The organism is Massilia aerilata, from assembly GCF_042656905.1.
In the GTDB taxonomy this organism is placed as follows: domain Bacteria; phylum Pseudomonadota; class Gammaproteobacteria; order Burkholderiales; family Burkholderiaceae_D; genus Telluria; species Telluria aerilata.
This window is the reverse complement of record NZ_JBHSMZ010000001.1, coordinates 38,769-62,067: the sequence shown is the minus strand read 5'-3', so window position 1 is coordinate 62,067 and position 23,299 is coordinate 38,769. Positions and strand designations below refer to the sequence as shown.

The window sequence follows — 23,299 nt, the reverse complement described above, 5'->3', positions numbered from 1 at the left end:
AACGGTTCCAGATGAGTTGAAAGGATTCAAGGAGCAAGCCGGACCTGATGAATGACAACTACGCCAAGAAAAACAGAGGAGACCCAATGCATTATCCCAAGGCAAACAAGAAACTGATCAGCCTGGCAGTTGCCGGCGCCTGCGCGGCGTTCGGCCTGCCGGCGCATGCGCAGGACGCCGCCAGCGCCACCGGCGACACCACCGCGCAAGCCGCCGGCGTCCAGCAGGTGGTGGTCAGCGGCATCCGCCAGTCGATGGCCTCGTCGCTGAACCTGAAGCGCAATTCGGACGGTATCGTCGACGGCATCGTGGCCGAAGACATGGGCAAGTTCCCGGATACCAACCTGGCCGAGTCGCTGCAGCGCATCTCGGGCGTGTCGATCGACCGCAGCAACGGCGAAGGCCAGAAGGTGACCGTGCGCGGTATCGGCCCCGATTTCAACATGGTGCTGCTGAACGGCCGCCAGATGCCGACCTCGAACCTGGGCGACCTGAACGGCCGCGCCTTCGACTTCTCGAACCTGGCCTCGGAAGCCATCTCGCAGCTGCAGGTCTACAAGACCAGCCGCGCCGAGACCCCGACCGGCGGCATCGGCGCCACCATCAACGTCCTCACCGCGCGTCCGCTCGACCGCCTCGGCACCTATTCGAGCTTCGGCGTCAAGTGGGCGTACGACGCCTCGAACAACAACCTGCCTGCCGACGACCGCGCAGATAGTTCGTCGACGCCGGAATTCTCGGGCATCTACACCACCACCAGCAAGGACGGCAAGTGGGGCCTGGGCATCAGCGCCAGCTACCAGGAACGCAATTCGGGCTACAACCAGGCCGCCGTGTCGAGCGGCTGGAAAGGCCCGTTCCGCGGCGACGAGCAGACCTGGGGCGCGATCCCGGCCACCGGCGCCACCAACCACCCGAAGCCGAGCGACGTCTACGAGGTGCCGCAGAACCTGAACTACAGCTTCACCGGCGTCAAGCGCCAGCGCACCAACGGCCAGCTGACCCTGCAATTCGCACCGGTCAAGGAACTGGTCACCACGCTGGACTACACCTACTCGCAGAACAAGCTGCAGACCAAGCGCAACGACCTCTCGGCCTGGTTCAACTTCGGCCCGTCGACCTCGTCCTGGACCAACGGCCCGGTCGCGGCGCCGCTGGTCTACACCGAGCAGATCTCGCCGGCCACCAGCGACATCGCGATGGGCGCCGGTAACTTCGCCACCAAGACCGACAACAAGTCGCTCGGCTTCAACGCCCAGTGGCGCGCCACCAACGACCTGAAGCTGGAATTCGACGCCCACCACTCGACCGCCGAGTCGATGGCGGACAGCCCCTTCGGTTCCTTCAACACCCTGGGCACCGCCAGCTTCTCGCGCGGCGACACCAGCGCCGACTTCTCGAAGGACTTCCCGGTGCTGAGCATCGCCGGCGCCGACTTCACCAGGGCGCCGCAGCAGGTGACCGGTTCGAACTTCCAGAACCGCTACATGATCGGCAAGATCGACCAGTACCAGGTCAAGGGCCGCCTGCGCATGCTGGAGTCCTCGAACCTGAACTTCGGCCTGGGCGCCATCAAGGTCAACAACCGTTCGGCCGAATCGAACAACCAGCTCGATACCTGGGGCGGCGCTTCGAAGGCATCGGACTACCCGAGCAGCCTGTGGCACCCGGCCACCGTGCGCGGCTACTTCGACCAGATCGACGGCAGCGACAGCCCGAACCTGTTCAACAATTTCTACACCTTCAATTTCAACGACGCGCGCCTGGCCGCCGCCAACGCCACCAAGAACCCGGCCGGCTACCTGCCGAAGACCTCGTTCACGACCGACCAGCGCACCAGGGAAGACACCAAGAACCTCTACCTGCAGTTCAACACCGACTGGGATACCCGCTTCCCGATGCACACCGCGATCGGCGTGCGCTACGAGAAGACCGACGTGGTCTCGACCGCGCTGGTGCCTGCCGCGACCTCGATCAGCTGGGGTTCGCAGAACGAGTTCACGGTCAACATGGGCGAGCCGACCTTCACCACCCTGACCGGCAAGTACCACAACCTGCTGCCGAGCGTGGACTGGGACATGGACCTGCGCGCCGACATGAAGCTGCGCGCGAGCTACGGCGAGACCATCGGCCGTCCGCGCTACGACCAGATCGCCGGCGGCCAGATCCTGAATACCCTGGCGCGCGTCGAAGGCGGCACTGGCTCGCAGGGCAACCCGGCGCTGAAGCCGGTCAAGTCGAAGAACTTCGACCTGTCCTTCGAGTGGTACTACGCCAAGCAGAGCTTCGCTTCGGTGAACGCCTTCTACAAGGACCTCGAGAACTACGCCGGCCAGTCGCAGGTCGTGGAGCAGCCTTTCGGCCTGCATACCCCGGTCGGCGGCGCATTCTGGAACGAAGCCATGCAGAACGGTTGCGCGAATTCGGACACCACCTGCATCCGCAACTACATCTTCCGCAACCACGCCGGCGCCAACGGCGTGATCTTCAAGGGTAACGACAGCCTCGGCAACGCCACCGGCGACATCGTCGGCCAGCCGGGCGACCCGGTCGCCAACTTCCGGATCACCTCCTTCTCGAACCAGAAGAAGGCGAGCCTGAACGGCCTGGAGTTCAACGTCCAGCACATGTTCGCGAACACCGGCTTCGGCGTCTCGGCCAACTACACCTACGTGCACTCGGGCCTCCGCTACGACAACAAGTCGGTGGGCGAGCAGTTCGCGCTGGTCGGCCTGTCGAACTCGTACAACGTGGTCGGCATCTTCGAAAACGACTTCATGAGCACCCGCCTGGCCTGGAACTGGCGCGGCGAGTTCCTGTCCTCGACCTTCGATGCGGCCGGTCCGAACCCGCAGTACACCGAGCCTTACGGCCAGCTGGACCTGAGCGTCGGCTTCAACATCACGCCGAAACTGAGCGTGCAGTTCGAAGCGATCAACCTGACCAACGAAATCACCCGCAGCCACGGCCGCGCCAAGGAGATGGCCGAGTACGTGACCCAGACCGGCCCGCGCTACATGCTGGGCGCACGCTACAAGTTCTGACCTGGCCAGGGGCGTCCCCGGCGCCCCGCGACCTGGCACGGCCGGGCTCTCCCGGCCGTGCTTTTTGGGGCCAAGTTGTTTTTAGGATTAAGCCTTGCTTCAACTAAAGCCTTTTGGTTAGACTCGAACGATGAACAACACGATCGAACACATCGTGGTGGTCGGCGGCGGTTCCGCCGGCTGGCTGGTCGCCGGGGTGCTGGCGGCCGAGCATCCGCTGCGCGTGACCCTGGTCGAATCGCCGGCGGTGCCCGCCATCGGCGTCGGCGAAGGCACCTGGCCTTCGATGCGCGATACCCTGCATCGCATCGGCGTGTCCGAATCCGACTTCCTGCGCGAATGCGACGCCGCCTTCAAGCAGGGCTCGCGCTTCGAGCGCTGGGTCACGGGCGCCGACGGCGACGCCTATTTCCACCCCTTCTCCCTGCCGCAGGGCTACGGCGACGCCAACCTGGCCGGGGCCTGGCAGCGCGCCCACCGCCACCTGCCTTTCGCCGACCTGGTCAGCTACCAGCCGCACCTGTGCGTGCGGGGCCGCGCGCCCAAGCAGGCCGCCACCCCGGAATTCGCGGCGGTCGCCAACTACGGCTACCACCTCGATGCCGGCAAGTTCGGGGTCTTCCTGCGCGAGCACTGCGTGGGCAAGCTGGGCGTGCACCACGTGGTCGGCCACGTCGAGGAGATCCGCTCGAAAGAGAACGGCGACATCGCCGCCCTGCGCCTGCGCGGCGGCGGCGTGGTCGAGGGCGATCTCTTCGTCGACTGCACCGGCATGCAGTCGCTCCTGCTCGGCAAGCACTACGGCGTGGCGCTGCTGCACCAGCGCCACGTGCTGTTCAACGACAGCGCGCTGGCGGTGCAGGTGCCCTACGCCAGCGAGGACACGCCGATCGCCTCGCAGACCACCTCGAGCGCGCAGCCGAACGGCTGGATCTGGGACATCGGCCTGCCCGGCCGGCGCGGCATCGGCCACGTGTACTCGAGCGTCCATTCCAGCGACGAGGAGGCGGAGCGGGTGCTGCGCGCCTACGTGCGCGAGTCCGGCGGTCCGGCCGACATGCCGGCCCCGCGCAAGCTGGACTTCGAGCCAGGCTACCGCGAGCGCTTCTGGCACCGCAACGTGGTCGCGATCGGCCTGTCGGCCGGCTTCATCGAGCCGCTCGAAGCCTCGGCCCTGGCCCTGGTGGAGCTGTCGGCCGCCTGGCTGGCCGACGACATGCCGGCCACGCGCGCCGACATGGACACGCTCGCCGCGCGCTTCAACGAAGCCTTCACCTATCGCTGGGAACGGATCATCGATTTCCTCAAGCTGCACTATGTACTCAGCAGGCGCGACGACACCGCCTACTGGCGCGAGCACCGGGAACAAGCCTCGATCCCGGAGCGCCTGCGGGAATTGCTGCAGCTGTGGCGCGCGCGACCGCCTTCGCGCCGGGATTTCCCGCGCATCGAGGAAGTGTTCCCGTCCGCGAGCTGGCAGTACATCCTGTACGGCATGGGTTTTACCAGCGAAGCCGCGCCGCGCGCCTCCGACCGTCCCGACCTGGCCGACGAAGCCTTCCGCGAAGCCGCGCGCCTGACCGCGCGCATGCTGCCGGCCCTGCCCTCGAACCGCGAACTGCTGGACCATATCCGCAAGCACGGCCTGCAGCGGATCTAACTTATAACAAGAGACACCATGCCCAATCACGCACTCCTGAACAACATCGAGCACAAAGACCTGCGCATCCTCACCCAGCGCGGCGCGGCCTACGGTGACGCGGTGATGTCCGCCCTCACCTTCCCGGCCGAGTTCCGCGAACTGCAGGCCCACTATCCGATCGTCTTCGCCAAGAACCATGAGGGCACGTCCTTCGACCCGATCGCGCTGTTCGGCTTCCAGCAGGGCGAGAACCTGTTCCTGGGCGGCGGCCAGGGTCTCGGCAACGGCTGGGACGCGCCTACCATCCCGCTGACCGTGGAGCGCCAGCCCTTCCTGATCGGCCGGCCCGCCGATGGTTCCGGCGAAGGCATGATGATCCACGTCGACCTCGACAGCCCGCGCCTGAGCAGGTCGGAAGGCGAGCCGCTGTTCCTGTCCTACGGCGGCAGCAGCGAATACCTGGAGCGCATCAGCCGCGTGCTGCGCAGCATCCACGACGGCCTGGAGACCTCGAAGACCTTCATCGAAGCCCTGCTGCACCTCGAGCTGCTGGAGTCCTTCGTGCTCGACATCGAGCTGGACGACGGCTCGCAGAACCGCCTGGCGGGCTTCTACACCATCAACGAGGAGCGCCTCGCCGCCCTCAAGCCCGAGCAGCTGGGCCGCCTGCATGAAGCCGGCTACCTGCAGGCCATCTACATGGCGGTGGCCTCGCTGGCGCAGTTCCGCGGCCTGATCGACCGCAAGAACCGCCTCGTCGCGGGTACCGATGCTGCCCGTCGCTAAACCCATCCGCGAGATCGAGGCCGGCGGCAAGCTGCCCGGCGCCTTGTCCGATGCGCTGTTGCGCGCCACCGAACCGTATATCGTGCGCGGCCTGGCGGCGCACTGGCCGCTGGTCGAGGCCGCCCGCAGCTCGATCGACGCCGCCGACGCCTACCTGCGCCGCTTCTACCAGGGCGCCACGGTGGGCGCGATGCTGGGCAAGCCCGAAATTCGCGGCCGCTTCTTCTACAACCAGGACCTGAGCGGCTTCAATTACTACTCGGCGCGCGCGCGCCTGGACGCCGTGCTCGACGAGATGAAAGGCTACCGCGAGAATCCGCGCCCGGCCGCCATCTACGTCGGCTCGACCACGGTCGACACCGTGCTGCCCGGCCTGCGCGCCAACAACGACATCGACCTGGGCCCGCGCAATGCGCTGGCCAGCATCTGGATCGGCAACCAGACCCGCATCGCCGCCCACTACGACCTGCCCGACAACCTGGCGGTGGTGGCGGCCGGACGCCGCCGCTTCACCCTGTTCCCGCCGGAGCAGCTGGCGAATCTGTATGTCGGCCCGCTCGACTTCAACCCGGCCGGCCAGGCCATCAGCCTGGTCGACTTCGCGGAACCCGACGACGAGCGCTTCCCGCGCTTCCGCGAGGCGCTGCGGCATGCCCAGGTGGCGGAGCTGGACGCCGGCGACGCCATCTTCATCCCCTCGATGTGGTGGCACCACGTGGAAGCGCTCACGCCCTTCAACGTACTGGTGAATTACTGGTGGCGGCAGTCGCCGGCGTACATGGACACGCCGACCAACGCCCTGATGCTGGCCCTGCTGACGACGCGCGAACTGCCGCTCGAACAGCGCCGCGCCTGGCAGGAGCTCTTCCGCCACTACATCTTCGAGCCCGCCGAGGAAAACGAAGCCCACTTGCCGCCGCACGCGCGCCATGCGCTGGCGCCGCTCGACGAGGAGCGCGCACGTGCGCTGCGCGAGACGCTGCTGAACCGGCTCAAGCGATAACAACCGATAACAAGCTGACCTGCAGGAGACACCATGGAACAACAGCACAAGCACATCCGCCGCGTCGTGATCGCCGGCGGCGGCACCGCCGGCTGGATGACGGCGGCTGCGCTTTCGCGCACCCTCGGCAAAGCTCTCGACATCGTCCTGGTCGAGTCCGACGAGATCGGCACCGTGGGCGTGGGCGAGGCGACCATCCCGACCCTGGTCCATTTCCACCGCCTGCTCGACATCAACGAGCAGGAATTCATGGCCGCCACCCAGGCCACCTTCAAGCTGGGCATCAGCTTCGAGGGATGGCGCGACCGCGGCAAGGATTACATCCACTCCTTCGGCACCACCGGCACCGACCACTGGACCGCCGGCTTCCAGCATTTCTGGATGAAGGGACGCGAGCGCGGCCTGGCGCGCGACTACGGCGACTACTGCCTGGAACTGCGCGCGGGCCTGGAACACAAATTCGCCCACCTGCCGAACGACGGCATCCATTACGCCTACCACCTCGATGCCGGCCGCTACGCGCGCTTCCTGCGCCGCTTCAGCGAACACTTCGGCGTCGAGCGCATCGAGGCCAGGATCGCCAGCGTCGAGCAGGCCGCCAATGGCGACATCGCCGCCCTGCTGCTCGATTCCGGCAAGCGCATCGAAGGCGACCTGTTCATCGACTGCACCGGCTTCCGCTCGCTGCTGCTGGGCCAGACCCTGGGCATCGAATACCAGGACTGGTCGCACTGGCTGTTCAACGACAGCGCGATCGCGGTCCAGACCGAGTCCATGGGCCCGGCCCTGCCGATGACGCGCTCGATCGCCCACGACTGGGGCTGGCAGTGGCGCATCCCGCTGCAGAACCGTGTCGGCAACGGCATCGTCTACGCAAGCCGCTTCATCGACGACGACACCGCGAAGGCCACCCTGCTCGGGAATATCGAAGGCAAGCCCCTGACCGAGCCGCGCGTGATCCGCTTCAAGCCGGGCCAACGGACCCAGACCTGGTCGCACAACTGCGTGGCGATCGGCCTGTCCAGCGGCTTCCTGGAGCCGATCGAATCGACCAGCATCCACCTGATCCAGCGCTCCATCGTCCGCCTGCTGCAGAACTTCCCGTCGCAGGGCATCCGCCGGAGCGACGTCGACGAGTTCAATGCCCAGACCTGGTCCGAGATCGAATTCATCCGCGACTTCATCATCCTGCATTACAAGGTGACCGAGCGCCGCGACACGCCCTACTGGAAGCAGGCCGCGGAAATGCCGGTGCCGGCCCAGCTGCAGCACCGCATCGACATGTTCCAGGAGACGGGCCGCGCCTTCCGCGTGGTGAACGAACTGTTCGGCGAGAACTCGTGGATCCAGGTGATGCTGGGCCAGGGCATCACGCCCGAGCAGCACCACCCGAGCGCCGACCTGATGGGCGACGAGGAGCTCGGCGCCTTCCTGGAGAGCATCCGCACGCGCGTCGAGCGCACGGTGGCGCAGCTGCCTGCGCACCAGGCGTATGTGGAGCGCTACTGCGGCGCCAAGCTGTAGGCATGGGCGGGGATTTGTGACTGGGCGTCACAAGTCCCAGGCGCCGGCGACGATGCCATCTGGCCGGATCAGCAAGGCGCCCAGGCCGAAGTCCTCGTTCGGCCGGGCCTGCACATGCCTGAACGGGAGGCCGTATGCCGCGGCCTGGCTTTGCGTCGCCGCGTCGCCGCTGAAATCGAGCAGGATCGCGCGTCCGTCGTGCATGTGCTGGCCCAGGCGGCTGCCGTCGCCGAGCTCGAAGTCCGGTGCGCTCTGTCCGATCAAGGGATGGTCGCCGCCGAGATCGTAGCGTGTCGCCATGCCCCAGACGCGGCCCGCCATGTATGTGGCGCCGTCCACCGTGTCCATCAAATCCTCCACGATTGCGCGCAAGGCGCGTGATGCCGGTTCCGGCCGCATCAGCAGCACCTGGGCGCGCGACCAATCCAGCACTTTTGCGCCGACCGGATGGCGCTCGGCCTCGTAGGTATCGAGCAGCCCAGCCGGCGCCCTGCCCTTGATGGTGGCGGCCAGCTTCCAGCCCAGGTTCATGGCGTCGCCGATCCCGAGGTTCAAGCCCTGGCCGCCCAGCGGCGCATGGATGTGGGCGGCGTCGCCGGCCAGCAGCACGCGGCCCTGGCGGTAGCGCGTGGCCTGGCGCGCGCGGTCGGTCCAGGTGCTGGCCGCATGCAGGACCGAGATGCCGACATCGACGCCGGACACGCGGCGCAGCACTTGCTGGAGGCGTTCGCGCGTGACCGGTGCGCCGTCGTGGCCGGCGCCGCCGTCGAATTCCTGGATCGCCAGATAGCCCGGCTGGGACTGGAAGACCATGCCGCGCGGCGTCAGCTGGCGCCCTTGGCCGAGTAACGAGGGATCGGCCACGTCGGCGCGTGCCGAGTAGCCGGTAAATTCGGGCTCGGTGCCGGCGAAGTCGAAGCCGCCGGCCTTGCGCACGCTGCTGCGGGCGCCGTCGCAGCCGACCAGCCAGCGCGCGCGGATCTGCAGCGCACCCGCACGAACATCGACGCCATCGTCGTCCTGCGTATAGCCGCTGACCATGCAGCCGCGCCGGATTTCGACGCCCAGCATCTGCGCCCGGCGCGCCAGCACGGTCTCGAGTTCCGCCATCTCCGCGATCAGCGAGGCCGGCGGGGAACCCGGCAGGCGCCATGGCCAGCGCGTTGCATCGATGCGCTCGGCCTGGAAGCCGATGCCGGCGAAGTGGCCGGCCTGGCGCAGCGCTTGGCCAGCTTGCGGGCCGCCGATGCCGAAGGGGTTCTTCAGGCGCCGCGGCACCTCGAGTTCGTTGAGCAGGCCGCGCCGGTACAGGGCTTCGATGGTGGGCGCGGACAGACCGCGTATGCCGAAGGGCAGCTGCTTGAATAGCGAATGGGGATCGGCCTCGCGTTCGAACACCAGCACCGAACAGCCGGCCAGCGCCAGTTCGCAGGAGAGGAAAAGGCCGACGGGGCCGGCGCCGGAAACGACGGCGTCGTAATGAATATGCGTTGCTTGCATTTGAGCTCCAGGTCAAGGGGGCTCATCGGCGTCGCGAAGAAGCGATGCGAAAAACGCAGACGAGCCCGAACAATAAATGTCTCGGGTTCGTCGTGGGTTCTCATGCATGCGAGATGAAGGAACAGAACTTCCGTGCGTGGGAAGCGGGCGGGCTTACCGTGAACCGCCGCTGCCTTTTTCGACAGGGCGATTCTAGCACGGCTACTGCCGCGCCGACACGACGCTCGGCCTTGCATTGCGCAGCTTGACCATCGCCTGCGCCAGCACGTCGGGGCTGTCGAGCTCGATGCGGCGGCCGATAACAGTGTCAATCAACTACTTAGGACAGATCGTCGATGGCCCAGGTGGCCAAATGACTGGCGTCGGGTTAGAGTAACTTATTGCCAGCTCAGCATCGCGACCAAGCCAATATGAACACCTCTGTCGATTCGACCCCGCCTTCACCTCCAAAGATTCACGATCGTCGGGTCCGGCGTATCGAAGCGGGCGCAGAGCAGCCCGAGCCGGTATCCCGCTTTTCGGATCACCACGAGCATCCCAGGCTTATCGTGCTGGGCGATCCGGGTGCAGGGAAGACCAGTCTGTTCACGGAGTTCATGGCACGCGACGAGAGTGCTCATCTGCTGCAGGCTGTCGATTTTCTAAGCGACCCGGATATCGATATCACCCCGGACGCGACGCTCTACATCGACGGCCTAGACGAAAACCGGAAACACGCCGATCCACGGAAAACCATCCGCGCACTCTTCAAGGCAATCAATGCTTTGAAGCCGGCAAAGGTCCGGATTGCCTGCCGCGCCGTCGATTGGCACAGCAGCTTCGGCCTCGACAAGCCGGGCGGGCTCAATGGCTATGCAGAATACCGCCTGCTGGCACTCCAACCCCTCGACGAGGGTGAGCAAATGGCGCTCCTGCAGGAAAAGCGGGTCGCCGAGCCCCACGCTTTCATCAACAAGGCGAAAGCACACGGCCTGCAAGAATTACTTGAAAATCCCCTGAGTCTCGTGTTGCTGGTAAAGGCTGTCGCGGGCGAACAATGGCCTGCCGGCCGCCACGCATTGTTCGATGTCGCGATCGACAAGCTTCTCACCGAACATAATTCGAGCGTCTACCTCGTCGGTATCGAGTACTTCGCGGAACAGCTGCGCGGCACGGCCGGCGCGCTGTGCGCCCTGCGGCTACTGAGTGACGTGGCCGGTATCTCGGTTAATCACCCGGGCTCCGACAGGACGCCGTTTTATGGGAACAGCGGACTTTGGGAGCCTGCGAAAGCGCAGGCGGCACTGGGACGTCTCGTGTTCGCGTCGACAGACGCAAGGGGGAGCATGGACGCCAGTCACAAGTCGATCGCCGAATTCCTCGCCGCCGAATGGCTCGCCGGCCAGGTCGTCAAAGGCTTGCCGCTAAGCCGGGTGCGCGCGCTCATCTGCATCCGTGGTCTGCCACCAACTCCGCTGCGCGGGATCCATGCCTGGCTCGCGGTCCTGCTCGACAAGGCCAGGCCGGACGAAGCCGCTGAACTGATCGCCGCGGACCCTGTCGGAGTCCTCGCCTACGCAGACGCCAGCCTTCTCAGGCTCGCCAACAAACAGCGCCTGCTCAGCGAACTTGCGCAGCCGGCGAATGCCAACGAGAAGTCGGATCGACATCTCTGGTCGAACCTCAACATTGGAACCTTGTCTTGCGAAGGCATGGTGCCCGCCTTCCACAAAACCATGGCTCACGGCAGCGCCGAACCGCGGCTGCTTTCCCTGACGCTGAAAGCCGTCGCCCATGGCGAACCGAGACCTGAACTGATGGACGCCCTGCTTGCCGTTTTGTTCGATCCGGTGATGCGCCATGAGCTCCGCTACGACAGCCTGCACGCGCTCCTCCGGCTGCCCGTCATACCGTTCGACGAGCTGAACGCGGGTTACGGTACGCTCGGCAGCACCGAAACAGGCCTGCGCCTGCGTGGGAAGATCCTCCCATTTCTCTACGGCCAGCATCGTAGCCGTGCCGACGTCCTGAGCCTGCTCTCGGATTTGATGGAACCACAGAAAGGAATCGTTCTGAACAGGGCGCCCTACGTGTCGCTCGTGATACCGCACAAAGATCTCACGGCACTCTTGGACGAATTTGTCGACGCCGCCGCGCGCAAACCGAAGGGCCTGCGCACCTTGCAGTCCCCACCGATACTGTGGACGATCGATCACTTGGTGGCGGAAGCACTGGTATGCTGCCCGTCGGCGGAGCGCTTGCGCGCCTGGCTCCGCGCTCGACACCGCTTTGTGCTGGAATGGCGTCTCGCGCCCGAATCCGATTCGGTGCTGTTATCTCGCCTGATCAATACTACCGGCCTGTGCGATCGACTCGCAGACCTGATTGTCGGCGAACTGGCTGAAGGACAGGCGGGCTGGGACGCGGTGACCGAGTTGATGGCAATTTCTGCCGGTGCCGTAACGGCCGACCTGATGTCCGCGCGGATCGGGCGTGCACTGGCGGCCGCCGGCGGCCGCCCTCGCGGGGAACTAGAGGCTGCCGCGTCGCGCCTGGCGGCGCCCATCGCGCCCGATGCCGGCGCCGCGCTCCCGAGGCCCGCCGATCCGCCCCGTGCCGTGACGGACACCGGGGACCGCACCGCATCTCTGTGGCGGGAGCGCCTTGCGCTGCAGGTCGGGCGTTTGGAAAGCTTGCCGCTCGCTGAGCTGGAATGCAAGGAACTGTGGAAGGCCGGCCGCATTTTTTACGGCATCGATTCGACCTCCCCGGATTCCGCATCCGGGATCGAACGCCTTCGGCGACACCTCGGCGAAGATCGCGCCCTTGAGATATGTGCGGGCTTGATCTCCTACGCCGCTCGCGCTGATGTGCTGCCCGAGCGCGAGGTCTTGCGAATGGCGCAGGACGGCGTGACATCCGACGCCTGCTACGCCGTATCCGCCGGGCTCGCCCTGTCGGAAGCGGCTGACTGTCCTCCCTTGCGGCCCGAGTTGGTAGGCGCGCGCCTCATGGCGGATTGCATGACGCGGCAGGATTTGTACCAGTCCGGCAAAAGCAGCGGAGCAACAAGAGCCTGGGCTGACCGGATCGGGCGCGATCACCCCCAGCTCGCCGTCGAAACAAACGCGCAGCTTGTCACGGCTTGCGGCGGGCAAGGCGCGCTCGCTGCGTACGCCGCCGAGGCACTCGTCTATATGACAGGCCATCAGCAGGCCGTGTTGACCTTACTCAGGCAATTTCCGACGCTCCCCGACTCTGCCGGTCTCGAACTGATGGAAGTGCTCGTGTACCTCGAGGACCGAAACATGGTCCGACAGCTCGTCGGGGATGTCCTTGCCCGCACGCCGGAAAATATCGACTCGACAGCGTATCGTTCCTGGCTGGCTTTCGGCATTGCGCTCGATCCCGAAACACACTTTGCGCTGTTCGACAGCTACGTCGACCGCCCCGGCCTCGGGGCGGCGCTGGCATGGTTGATGAGGTTCTCGCACATCATGGGTCCCGCCGTTGAACGAATGGAAGCCTTCCACCTTGCTGGGCTGGTCCGCTTGATGTACGCCAGGTTCAAATTCGAGCTTGCGAAGGGCTCGCCGGACGTTAATCTCTCGTGGGTACATTACTGCATCGGGATCTTCCTGCGCGCGCTGGAACAGCGTTCTGGCCCGGACGCCACCAACGCCCTGAACGACATGCATGCCGACCCGGACCTCGCCGGCCTGAAGAACATCCTGGAGCCGGTCTTGAAACAGCAGTTGCGCGCTGCGATTGATAGCCAAGACCACCAGCACGACTGGAAGCGTGTCGAGCGAAGCCTGCGCAATGGCCCGCCTGCGGACCAGCAGGAGCTGCAGGACCTTGTCATGGACTACATGAAGTCGGTCCAGGCACGGATCGACGGATCGCCGATGAATATCCATAAATGGTTCTGGAACGAGGGCCCACACGGCAGTGTGTATTCGCCGAAGCCCGAAGAGAGTTGCCGGGACGTGCTCATGGGCTTGCTGGAACCCATGCTTGCGGATTCCATCGACATGGCGCCGGAAGAGGCCATGCCGGCAGATCAGCGAACCGACATCGCTTTCACATGCAAAAAAGGGAAAGTTGTCGTCGAACTGAAACGCGATTCACACGACGATTTGTGGACTGCAATCATGTCACAGCTCGACCGCTATACGAAGCATGAGAAGGTCAATGGTTACGGTATATATGGCGTATTCTGGTTTGGCGCAGATGGCATGCGCGGACCAACAACCCCGAGGCTGATGGCGCCTCCCAAACCGGAGCCGCTTCCGGACACGCCGGAAGCGCTTTTGAAGGCCTTGTACAAACAAATCCCTGAGCACGCGATCGACCGCTTGAAGGTTTTCGTGATCGACGTATCGGCGATGCACCACGCAGCGGAGATTGGTGGCGTTTCCAAACGGAAGAAATCCGGCAAGTCCGCCACGGCAGTCTGATGCGCCCCTGACTGTCTCAGCCCACGCTCAGGTGCTCATACAAAATCACGCCGCCGATCGCGATCAGCACCAGCCCGCCAACCAGCTCCGCGCGCTTGCCGACCAGCTGGCCCAGGCCCCGGCCCAGCATCACGCCCAAGGTGACCATGGTGAAGGTCGCCAGCCCGATCGCGCCGGCCGTGGTGAAGATGTTGGCGTCGATGAAGGCCAGGCTGGCGCCGACCACCATCGCGTCGATGCTGGTGGCGAAGCCGGTGATGGCCAGCAGCCAGAAGCCATGGCTGCTCGGCTTTTCTTCTTCTTCCTCGTCGGCGGTCAGGCTGGCGTGGATCATGCGCAGGCCGAGCACGCCCAGCAGCGTGAAGGCGATCCAGTGGTCCCAGGCTTCCACATACGGGGCGGCCACCTTGCCGAGGGCCCAGCCGACCAGCGGCGTCAGGCCTTCGATCACGCCGAAGATCAGGCCCGTGCGCAGGGCTTCCTTGAGTTGGGGACGGTGCAGGGCCGCGCCCTTGCCGATGGCGACGGCGAAAGCGTCGGTGGACATGGCAAGCGCGATGGCGAGCGTGGCGGCTAGATTCATTGATTTCTCGCTGGCCGGGCAAACACGAAGGCATGCCTGCGCGGCCCGGTCAAAAGCGCGCAGGATGCCAAAGGTCTTGCCAACCGAGACGGCTGCCCGTACCACGTCGCCGGAGAGGCGACAAGTATGTTGATACGGGAACTCCTGAAAACGGCAGGAGCAGGCTACTCCCCAATGGGTGCCGCTATCTTACCGCAAACCAAATAAAAAACCCAGCGACACGCAGGCGCGCCGCTGGGAAGAACTACCCTAGGGACAGTACGAAACGGGTCAGGCCGGCGCCGACACCTCGAGGTGTAGTCTGGCGTACTTCAGGCCGAAATACAGGATGAAGGCATAGCAGGCCGCCGGGATGAAGAAGGAAGTCTGCAGGCCGATCGCGTCGGCCAGCGCGCCCTGCACGAAGGGCACGATGGCGCCGCCGACGATGGCCATGCACAGGATGCCGGAGCCCTGGCCGGTGTGGCGGCCCAGGCCATGCACGGCCATGCTGAAGATGGTCGGGAACATGATCGAGTTGAACAGGCCGACCGCCAGGATCGCCCACATCGCCAGCGCGCCCTTGCCGAAGATCCCGGTCAGCACCAGCACGATGGCGACCAGCGAATTGAAGGCCAGGCTCTTGCCCGGGCTGACGTAGCGCATCACGGCAAAGCCGATGAAGCGGCCGACCAGGGCGCCGCCCCAGTACACGCTGACGTAACCCGCCGCCACCGCCGGCGCCAGGCCGGCGATCTGCTGCTCGCCCAGGAAGTTGACCAGGAAGCTGCCAATACTAACTTCGCCGCCCACGTACAGGAAGATGGCGACCGCGCCCAGCACCAGGTGGCGGTAGGCCAGCGCCGACGCCTTGCCGCTGGCGGCCGCGGTGGTCTCTTCGCCATGCTCGATCTTCGGCAGGCGGGCCAGTGCGAACAGCACGGCCAGGATGGCCAGCGCCGCGGCCAGCGCCAGGTAAGGCCCCTGCACGCTGGCCGCTTCGTGGGCGCGGTAGGCCGCCAGCTCGCTGGCGTTCATGGCCGCCAGCCGGTCGGCGCCGACCGCCGCGCCGGACAGGATCAGGATCCCGCCCACATAGGGCGCGATGGTGGTGCCGAGCGAATTGAAGGCCTGGGTAAGCGTGAGGCGGCTCGATGCGGTGCTGGCCGGGCCGAGCACGGTCACATAGGGATTCGCCGCCACCTGCAGGATGGTGATGCCGCTCGCCAGCACGAAGAAGGCGAACAGGAACAGGCCGTAACCGCTTTTCGAGGCCGGGTAAAACAGCGCGCAACCCGCTGCAGCGATCAAGAGGCCGGTCACGGCGCCCTTCTGGTAGCCGACGCGCCGGATCAGGGCGCCGGCCGGCACCGAGACGATGAAGTAGGCGCCGAAGAAGCAGAACTGGACCAGCATCGCCTGCACGTAGCTGAGCGTGTAGATCGCCTTCAGGTGCGGGATCAGGACGTCGTTCAATGAGGTCAGCAGACCCCACATGAAGAACAGGATGGTGACGATCACCAGCGGTCCGGTATTGCTGCCGGTCGCGTGGGTCGCCGGCGGGATCGCTGTATTCGGTGCGGTTTGTGCCATGGTGTCTCCTTCTTTCTTAATTTTGAATATCGTCCAGCATGGCCGCGACCCCACGTAGCGCCGGATATTCTTCCGTGATCAGCCAGGTCGGAATGCGCGCCAGGTAGCCCGAGAGCCGGCCCTTGCCCTCGAAGCGTTCGCGGAAGCGCGATCCGGTGAACAGGCTGCCCAGGCGCGGCACGATGCCGCCGCCGATGTACATCCCGCCGGTGGCGCCCAGCGTGAGCGCGACGTTGCCGGCCACGCTGCCCAGCACCGCGCAGAAGGTCTCGACCGTCTCGCGGCAGGCGATGCTGCCGCCGTCCAGCGCGCGGGCGGTGATCTCCGGCGCGCTCAGGCGCTGCCCGGCCAGCGCGCGATGGATCAGCTCCAGGCCGAGGCCGGACAGCAGGCGCTCGGCCGACACATGCCCGTACTCTTCCCACAGCGCCTGCAGGATCTTCATCTCCTGCTTCGTCACCGGCGCAAAGCTGACGTGGCCGCCCTCGCCCGCCAGCGCGGTCCAGCGCCCGCCGCAAGGGACGACGCCGGACACGCCGAGGCCGGTGCCGGGGCCGATCAGGCCGATCGGCTTGCCCGGCTGCGCTTCACCGCCGCCGATGCGCTCGCGCTGCTCGGCCTTCAGGTGCGGCAGCGCCATCGCCAGCGCCGCGAAATCGTTCACCACCAGCAGCGTGTCCAGTCCCAGCCCCGCCTTCAATGCGCCGATCGAAAAGCGCCAGCAGTGGTTGGTCATGCCGACTTCGTCGCCTTCGACCGGGTTGGCGATGGCGATCGCGGCCTGCTTGACGCCTGCCGTCGCCAGCCCGCGCGCCGCGGCACCGTCCAGGTAGGCGCGCACGGCATCGTCGATCGCCGGGTAGTCGCCGCAGGCCAGCACTTCGATGTCGGCGAAGCCGGTGCCGCCGGCCTGCTGCAGCGCGAAGCGGGCGTTGGTGCCGCCGATGTCGGCAAGCAGGCGGAGCGTCATTTCAGCGCCCCGCAAGGCACGGCGTCCTGGTCGCCGGCAGCGCCGCCGACCGCGTCGATATTGCCGATGGCGGCGGCGAAGGCGCCGCTGCTGCTGACGCTGAACGGCGTATCGAGCCTGGCCAGGTCGGCGCCCTTCGCCGTGAAGCAGGCCAGCGGGATCTTGACCGACTGCTTGCCCTTCCCGGCCAGGCGCGCGAACAGGGCCGTGGCGTCGAGCGCCGTGCCGCCCATCGCGATATCGACCCTGCCGGCCGGCGCCTTCTCGACCATGGTGTCGAAGCGCAGCACCGCATCCTTTGCTGCAGCCGCCGGCAGCACCAGCGGCTTGGCGCCATGCGCTTCCAGCGAAGCCGGGCCGGTCCAGGTGACCAGCTTGGCGTCCTGCTGGGTGTTGATCTGGGCGGTGCCGACGGTGATGCCCGGCAGGCTGACCGTCGCGTTCAGGTCGGCGCCGAGCGGCTGGACCTTGCCGCCGCTGCGGATCTGCAGCGGGAAGCTGGCGCGGTCGGACTGGCCGAACAGCGGGAACACGTTCGAGACGCCGCAGCCGCCGGCGGGGTAGTTCGTATCGAGCTTGCCCAGCTGCGAGCGGGCGCCCTTGCCGAGGCCATAGCCGTAGGCGAATAGCGGCGCGTAGTTGGCGTCGCCGACGTTGAGCGGGGTCTGGCAGACGGTTTTCGGCCAGGAGAAGGACAGCTTGCCCTTGAAGTCGTAGGCTTTGGCGCCCTTGCCCGCCACCAGCAGGTCGGACACGCCCTTGCCTTCGGTGCCGGGCAGCCAGGCGGCGATGAAGGTGTCCGATAGGTTCATCAAATCGTTCACCCACAGCGGGCGGCCCGACAGGAACACGGTCACCACCGGCTTGCCCTTGCCCGCCACCTGCTGCAGCACGGCCAGGTCTTCCGGATAGCGGCTGCTGTGGCGCAGGGTGCCGGACGGGCCGATGTCGCCGTCGCCTTCCGCGTACGGGCCTTCGCCGATCACGGCGATGACGGTATCGAAGTCGGCCGGATTGACGTCCTTGCCGTCCAGGCTGAAACGCACGCTGGCTTCGCCGGCGGCGGCGCGGATGCCGGCCAGGATCGTGTCCGCGTTCGGGAAGTCGGCATTCGTGTTGGTGGTGCCCTGCCAGGTCAGCGCCCAGCCGCCGGTCTGGTTGGCCATGCTGTCGGCGGCCTTGCCGACCACGAGTATCTTTTTACCGGCAGCCAGCGGCAGCGCCGGGCCTTCGTTCTTCAGCAGCACCAGCGATTCGCGCACCGCGCGCCGTGCCAGCTCGCGCGCCTGCAGCGCGTCGTCCTTGCCGGCATAGGCGTTCCGCGAAGGCCGCTTGCCGAACAGGCCGGCGCGCAGCTTGACGCGCAGGATGCGGGTGACGGCGTCGTCGATGCGCGCCATCGGGATGCGGCCGGCTTCGACGTCGGCCATGGTGTTCCTGATGAAGGCCTTCCACTCGTCGGTCACCATCACCATGTCGACGCCGGCGTTGATCGCCTGGGCGCAGCTGGCCGCGGTGCAGCCCGGCACCTCGCCGTTGCCGTTCCAGTCGGTGACGACGAAGCCGTCGAAGCCCATCTTGTTCTTCAGGATATCGGTCAGCATGGCGCGGCTGCCGTGCACCTTGCCGTAGTTGCGGCCGGCGGCGACGTCGTCCCAGCTGTTGAAGGAGGCCATCACGGTCTGGGCGCCGGCGGCCAGCGCCGTGTAATAGCCCTGGGCGTGGATGTTCATCATCTCGCGTTCGCTGGACTTGTTGACGCCGCGGTCCTTGCCCTGGTCGGTGCCGCCGTCGCCCATGAAGTGCTTGGCGGTGGCGATGGTGTTGGCGTCCTGCCTGAACGTATCCTGCATGCCTTTCACGTAGGCGCCGGCATATTCCCGGACCAGGCTCGGCTCCTCGGCATAGCTTTCGTAGGTGCGGCCCCAGCGGTCGTCGCGGACCACGGCCAGGGTCGGGCCGAACACCCAGGCGATGCCGGTGGCGCGCACGGCCTTCGCGGTGGCGGCGCCGATTTCGCCGACCAGCTTGGGATCGCGCGCCGCGCCCAGGCCGATATTGTGCGGGAACATGGTGGCGCCGTAGACGTTGTTGTGGCCGTGCACCGCATCCGTGCCCCACACGACCGGCACCTTGATCGCCATGTCGGTGGCCATCGAGGCATCGTAGAAGGCGTTCGCCATGGCCAGCCAGTCGGCGGCCCTGGCGTGCTTGTCGTTGTTCGGCCAGCTGCCGCCGCCGTTCAGCACCGAGCCGAGGTAGTAGCGGCGCACATCGTCCGGGGTCGCCGCCTTGATCTCGGGCTGGGTCATCTGGCCGATCTTCTGCGCCAGCGTCATCTTGCCAAGGATCTCGGCCACGCGCGCCTCGATCGCGGGGTCCTTCTTGAAGGCGCTGGTCACGTGCGGCCAGTCGGTCAAGGGTTTGGCGGCGGGTGCCTGGGCGGCATAGGCGGGAAAGGCCAGTGCGATGGCGAGCGCCAGGGCGCTGGAACGGAGCGGCTTGTGCATGCGGGAGGTCTCCACGATATTCTTTTTGAGGCTGCGTTGGAAACGATTCCAACGGGACCCGACAATAGTGAATGACATTGATGAAGCTGTCAACAAAAAGGCCCCGCGCCGCTTCACACTTGCCGCAGGAAGGACTGGTACCACTTGGCGCTGTCCTTCAGGCGCCGCTGCTGCGTCGTGTAATCGATGTGGACCAGGCCGAAACGCTTCCGGTAGCCTTCGGCCCATTCGAAGTTGTCGACCAGGCTCCAGGCGAAATAACCTTTCACCGGCACGCCATCGGCGATCGCCTGGCGCAGCGCGCCCAGGTGGCGCATCAGGTAATGGCGGCGCTCGGTGTCGTGCACGCTGCCGTCAGGGCTGACGCTGTCTTCGTAGCAGGAGCCGTTCTCGGTCACGTAGATCGGGCCCGGATGGTAGTCGTTCTCGACCCGCGCCAGCAGCTCGGCCATGCCCGCCGGCTCGACCGGCCAGCCCATCGCCGTGATGTCCTCGGATTGCGGTTCCAGCACCCGCGCGCCCAGCGGCGCATGGGCCGGATCGTCGGCGATGGTCTCCGGGAAGTAGTAGTTCACGCCCAGGAAATCGGTGGGCACGGCAATCGCGTCGAGGTCGCCCGCCAGCACCGTGGGCGCATTATCGCCCACCAGTTCCAGGGTCCGGGCCGGGTAGCCGCGGCCGTACAGCGGATCGAGGAACCAGCGGTAGCGCAGGCCGTCATGCCGTTCCATCGCCGCGAGGTCGCGCGGGTTCTGGCTGGCGGCGCGCAACGGATGCAGGCTGAGCGAGATGCCGACCTTCGCATCCGGCACGTTGGCGCGGATCACCGGCACCGCCTTGCCGTGCGAGAGCAGCACGTGGTGGCTGACCTGCAGCGCGGTCTTGAAATCGGTCAGGCCCGGCGCATGCCAGCCTTCGAAATTGCCGATGATGGCCGTGCACCACGGCTCGTTGTGGGTGATCCAGTGCTTGACGCGGTCGCCCAGCTTGCGGGTCATGGCGTCGGCCAGTTCGACGAAGGCGTCGACGGTGGCGCGCTCGTTCCAGCCGCCGCGGTCCTGCAGGTACTGCGGCAGGTCCCAGTGATACAGCGTGGCCCAGGGCTGCAGGCCGCGTTCCAGCATGCCGTCGACCAGGCGCGAATAGAAGTCCAGGCCCTTTTCATTCAGCTTGCCGGTCCCGGAAAAGATGCGCGGCCAGGCGATCGAAAAGCGGTAGGCGTTCAGCCCCAGGTCGCGGCCGATGTCGAAGTCTTGCGGCCAGCGGTGGTAGTGGTCGCAGGCGACCTCCCCGCTCGAGCCGTCCTTGATGCGGCCCGGGGTCGCGGCGAAGCGGTCCCAGATCGATTCGACGCGGCCGTCCTCGTGCGCCGCGCCCTCGATCTGGTAGGACGAGGTGGCGCAGCCCCACAGGAAATCGGAGGCGAAGTCGGCGCGCCTGGGCGCTTGCGGTTCGGTGCGGGTCGGTTTGCTCATGATCTGGTTCTTCTTCAGTGTTTGTCTTCGAATTCTTTGGAAAGCTTTCCAGTACCGGCGCTAAAAAAAGCGCCTGGCCGGCGCCGGGTGCTGCATGCCTAGGCCGCCTTGCGCCTCCCGCCGGCCGCCTTCGACAGCGAGGCGCGCAGGGTGACGCTGACCGGAAAGTCGCGGGTCACCGGGCGCTTCATGTCGTAGCACAGGTTCAGCAGCGCGTTGACGCCGTTCTGGGTCATCTCGCGCCAGGGCATGTGCACCGAGCTCAGGCGCGGCGCCGAGAAAGCCGCGCTGGGCGTGTCGTCGTAGCCGATCACCGACAGCTCGTGCGGCACGCGCACGCCGGCTTCCTGGAAATAGGACAGCGCGCCCACCGCCATCTCGTCGTTGGCGCAGAACAGCGCGCTGCACTGGTAATCCGATTCCAGCAGCGCCTTGGCCGCGGCCCAGCCGCCGGCCGGCGAGAAATCGCTTTCGACGCGCCAGATCTTGCCGGGGTCGATGCCTTGCTCGCGCAGCTCGCTGTCGAAGCCGTCGAGGCGCGCCACGTTGTCGGCGAGGCGGCGCGGGCCTTCGATCAGGGCGATGCGGCGGTGCTTGTGGTCCAGCAGCGCGCGCGCCGCCAGCCGGCCGCCCAGCGTGTGGTCGACCGTGAAACACTGCTCGGCGATGCTGTCGAAACTATGGTTCAGCGCCACCAGCTGGCCGGCCTTGATGCCCAGCGAGGCGATATCCTCTTCCAGCAGCGCGCCGGTCATCACGATCAGCCCGTCGCAGCCGCGCTCGATCAGGAATTCGATGCCGTCGATGGCCTGGCGCCGCTCGTCGCCGAGGCCGACGCCGAAGGCCAGCACCATGTGCAGGCCGGCGGCGCGCAGCTCGGTGTCGATGATCTGCAGGATGGGCGTGTAGAAGGTCCCGCTCAACACCGGAATGTAGACGCCGATCATGCGGCTGGACCCGGACAGCAGCGCGCGCGCCGCGTGCGAGGGCCGGAAACCCAGTTCGTCGATGGCCTTCTTGACCTTGGCGAGCGTGGCCGGCGACACCGAGCCCTTGCCGCTGACCACGCGCGAGGCCGTGCCCAGACCGACACCGGCTAGCTTCGCTACATCCTTGATAGTGGCCACAGACGGATCCTTACACGAAATTCGAAATCGATAAAAAACAGAAGCATAACGTATCGCGGGCTCACAGGCGGTTGCCCGTGGCCGGGTCGAACAGCGACACCCGGTTCGCATCGACGCCGAAGCGCACTTCCTGTCCCGGCAAGTAGGCGCCGTCGCCGTGGACCAGCGAAGCCAGGGTATGCGCGCCGCAGCGGATCCACACCACCTGGTGGTTCCCCATCGGCTCGACCAGCGAGACCGTGCCCCGCATCGCGCCGTCGGCGCGGATCGCCACGTGCTCGGGCCGCACGCCCAGCACGGCGCTGCGGCCGGCGGCGCCGGGCGCGCAGCAGCCGGCGCCCGGATCGACCCGCAATTCGCCGGCCGTGAAGCGCCCTGCTCCATCCAGTGTGCCGTCCACGAAGGCCATCGCCGGGGCGCCGAGGAAACCGGCCACGAAGCGGTTCGCGGGACGCTCGTAGACTTCCAGCGGGGTGCCGATCTGCTGCACCTGGCCTTTATCCATCACGACGATGCGCGAGGCCAGGGTCATGGCCTCGACCTGGTCGTGGGTCACGTAGATCATGGTCGAACCGAGGTTCTGGTGCAGCAGCTTCAGTTCGCGGCGCAGTTCCGCGCGCAGCTTGGCGTCGAGGTTGGACAGCGGCTCGTCGAACAGGAAGACCTGGGCCTGGCGCACCAGCGCGCGCCCGATCGCAACCCGCTGGCGCTGGCCGCCGGACAGCTGCGAAGGCTTGCGCGACAGCAGCGCATCGAGCTGCAGCATCCCGGCCGCATGCGTGACGCGGCGCTTGATCTCGGCCTTCGGCGTGCCGGATATCTTCAGGCCGAAGGACATATTGTCTTCCACGCTCATGGTCGGGTACAGCGCATACGACTGGAACACCATGCCGATCCCGCGCTCGCTGGGGTCGGCGCCGGTCATGTCGCGGCCGCCGATCTCGATCGCGCCCGCATCCAGGTCGACCAGGCCGGCGATGCTGTGCAGCAGGGTCGACTTGCCGCAGCCGGAAGGCCCCAGCAGCACCAGGAATTCGCCCGGCTCGACCTGCAGGTCGAGGTCGCGGATGATGCTCTTCCCGCCCAGGACGATATTCAGTTTGCGCAGGCTGACGTTGGCCATG

14 protein-coding genes and 1 riboswitch are annotated in these 23,299 nt (G+C 66.3%); of the genes, 6 read left to right on the top strand and 8 right to left on the bottom strand.

All coding sequences use genetic code 11. The features are described 5' to 3' along the window. Positions 1-86 precede the first annotated feature (86 nt). From ACFPO9_RS00245 to ACFPO9_RS00225, 5 genes are all read left to right on the top strand, one after another. Positions 87-3,044, top strand: a complete 2,958-nt coding sequence (locus ACFPO9_RS00245; RefSeq protein ID WP_379765290.1) for a TonB-dependent receptor — start codon at positions 87-89, stop codon at positions 3,042-3,044. Between the two features lie 130 nt (positions 3,045-3,174). Next, complete coding sequence (locus ACFPO9_RS00240; RefSeq protein WP_379765287.1) at positions 3,175-4,704, top strand: tryptophan halogenase family protein; 1,530 nt, start codon at positions 3,175-3,177, stop codon at positions 4,702-4,704. A gap of 18 nt (positions 4,705-4,722) precedes the next feature. After that, on the top strand, positions 4,723-5,472 hold the full coding sequence (locus ACFPO9_RS00235; RefSeq protein ID WP_379765284.1) for a SapC family protein: 750 nt from the start codon (positions 4,723-4,725) through the stop codon (positions 5,470-5,472). Then, on the top strand, positions 5,456-6,475 hold the full coding sequence (locus ACFPO9_RS00230; protein ID WP_379765281.1) for a cupin-like domain-containing protein: 1,020 nt from the start codon (positions 5,456-5,458) through the stop codon (positions 6,473-6,475). The genes ACFPO9_RS00235 and ACFPO9_RS00230 overlap by 17 nt, the downstream gene beginning before the upstream one ends. 33 nt (positions 6,476-6,508) lie before the next feature. Continuing rightward, on the top strand, positions 6,509-7,999 hold the full coding sequence (locus ACFPO9_RS00225; protein WP_379765278.1) for a tryptophan halogenase family protein: 1,491 nt from the start codon (positions 6,509-6,511) through the stop codon (positions 7,997-7,999). A 27-nt stretch (positions 8,000-8,026) separates the two neighbouring features. Here ACFPO9_RS00225 and ACFPO9_RS00220 read toward each other — a convergent pair whose 3' ends face one another. After that, positions 8,027-9,499 (bottom strand): FAD-dependent oxidoreductase, encoded by a 1,473-nt coding sequence (locus ACFPO9_RS00220; RefSeq protein ID WP_379765275.1) that lies wholly within the window; start codon positions 9,497-9,499, stop codon positions 8,027-8,029. 410 nt (positions 9,500-9,909) lie between these two features. Between ACFPO9_RS00220 and ACFPO9_RS00215 the strand changes: the two genes are divergently transcribed. After that, complete coding sequence (locus tag ACFPO9_RS00215; RefSeq protein ID WP_379765272.1) at positions 9,910-13,938, top strand: NACHT domain-containing protein; 4,029 nt, start codon at positions 9,910-9,912, stop codon at positions 13,936-13,938. A 16-nt stretch (positions 13,939-13,954) separates the two neighbouring features. Here ACFPO9_RS00215 and mntP read toward each other — a convergent pair whose 3' ends face one another. From mntP to ACFPO9_RS00180, 7 genes are all read right to left on the bottom strand, one after another. Further along, positions 13,955-14,521, bottom strand: a complete 567-nt coding sequence (mntP, locus tag ACFPO9_RS00210; protein ID WP_379765269.1) for a manganese efflux pump MntP — start codon at positions 14,519-14,521, stop codon at positions 13,955-13,957. A 9-nt stretch (positions 14,522-14,530) separates the two neighbouring features. Next, positions 14,531-14,706, bottom strand: a riboswitch (yybP-ykoY riboswitch). A gap of 85 nt (positions 14,707-14,791) precedes the next feature. Beyond that, complete coding sequence (gene fucP, locus ACFPO9_RS00205; RefSeq protein WP_379765266.1) at positions 14,792-16,093, bottom strand: L-fucose:H+ symporter permease; 1,302 nt, start codon at positions 16,091-16,093, stop codon at positions 14,792-14,794. Between the two features lie 16 nt (positions 16,094-16,109). Beyond that, positions 16,110-17,063, bottom strand: a complete 954-nt coding sequence (locus ACFPO9_RS00200; protein ID WP_379765263.1) for a glucokinase — start codon at positions 17,061-17,063, stop codon at positions 16,110-16,112. Beyond that, positions 17,060-19,573 carry a glycoside hydrolase family 3 protein gene (locus ACFPO9_RS00195; RefSeq protein WP_379765259.1) on the bottom strand — a complete coding sequence of 838 codons (2,514 nt, stop codon included), beginning with the start codon at positions 19,571-19,573 and terminating at the stop codon, positions 17,060-17,062. The genes ACFPO9_RS00200 and ACFPO9_RS00195 overlap by 4 nt, the downstream gene beginning before the upstream one ends. A gap of 113 nt (positions 19,574-19,686) precedes the next feature. Further along, positions 19,687-21,048, bottom strand: coding sequence for a GH1 family beta-glucosidase (locus tag ACFPO9_RS00190; RefSeq protein WP_379765256.1), 1,362 nt, complete (start codon positions 21,046-21,048; stop codon positions 19,687-19,689). Between the two features lie 98 nt (positions 21,049-21,146). Next, the gene (locus ACFPO9_RS00185; RefSeq protein WP_379765253.1) at positions 21,147-22,175 is read right to left on the bottom strand and encodes a LacI family DNA-binding transcriptional regulator; all 1,029 of its coding nucleotides are present in this window, start codon (positions 22,173-22,175) and stop codon (positions 21,147-21,149) included. A 61-nt stretch (positions 22,176-22,236) separates the two neighbouring features. Next, a complete protein-coding gene (locus ACFPO9_RS00180; protein ID WP_379765250.1) occupies positions 22,237-23,298 on the bottom strand; it encodes an ABC transporter ATP-binding protein in 1,062 nt (353 codons plus the stop codon). Between the last annotated feature and the right edge of the window lies 1 nt (position 23,299).

Bases quoted from the DNA above. Each gene is read 5' to 3' on its own strand.
- ACFPO9_RS00245 (WP_379765290.1), top strand. From the start codon at position 87: ATGCATTATCCCAAGGCAAACAAGAAACTGATCAGCCTGGCAGTTGCC.
- ACFPO9_RS00240 (WP_379765287.1), top strand. From the start codon at position 3,175: ATGAACAACACGATCGAACACATCGTGGTGGTCGGCGGCGGTTCCGCC.
- ACFPO9_RS00235 (WP_379765284.1), top strand. From the start codon at position 4,723: ATGCCCAATCACGCACTCCTGAACAACATCGAGCACAAAGACCTGCGC.
- ACFPO9_RS00230 (WP_379765281.1), top strand. From the start codon at position 5,456: ATGCTGCCCGTCGCTAAACCCATCCGCGAGATCGAGGCCGGCGGCAAG.
- ACFPO9_RS00225 (WP_379765278.1), top strand. From the start codon at position 6,509: ATGGAACAACAGCACAAGCACATCCGCCGCGTCGTGATCGCCGGCGGC.
- ACFPO9_RS00220 (WP_379765275.1), bottom strand. From the start codon at position 9,499: ATGCAAGCAACGCATATTCATTACGACGCCGTCGTTTCCGGCGCCGGC.
- ACFPO9_RS00215 (WP_379765272.1), top strand. From the start codon at position 9,910: ATGAACACCTCTGTCGATTCGACCCCGCCTTCACCTCCAAAGATTCAC.
- mntP (WP_379765269.1), bottom strand. From the start codon at position 14,521: ATGAATCTAGCCGCCACGCTCGCCATCGCGCTTGCCATGTCCACCGAC.
- fucP (WP_379765266.1), bottom strand. From the start codon at position 16,093: ATGGCACAAACCGCACCGAATACAGCGATCCCGCCGGCGACCCACGCG.
- ACFPO9_RS00200 (WP_379765263.1), bottom strand. From the start codon at position 17,063: ATGACGCTCCGCCTGCTTGCCGACATCGGCGGCACCAACGCCCGCTTC.
- ACFPO9_RS00195 (WP_379765259.1), bottom strand. From the start codon at position 19,573: ATGCACAAGCCGCTCCGTTCCAGCGCCCTGGCGCTCGCCATCGCACTG.
- ACFPO9_RS00190 (WP_379765256.1), bottom strand. From the start codon at position 21,048: ATGAGCAAACCGACCCGCACCGAACCGCAAGCGCCCAGGCGCGCCGAC.
- ACFPO9_RS00180 (WP_379765250.1), bottom strand. From the start codon at position 23,298: ATGGCCAACGTCAGCCTGCGCAAACTGAATATCGTCCTGGGCGGGAAG.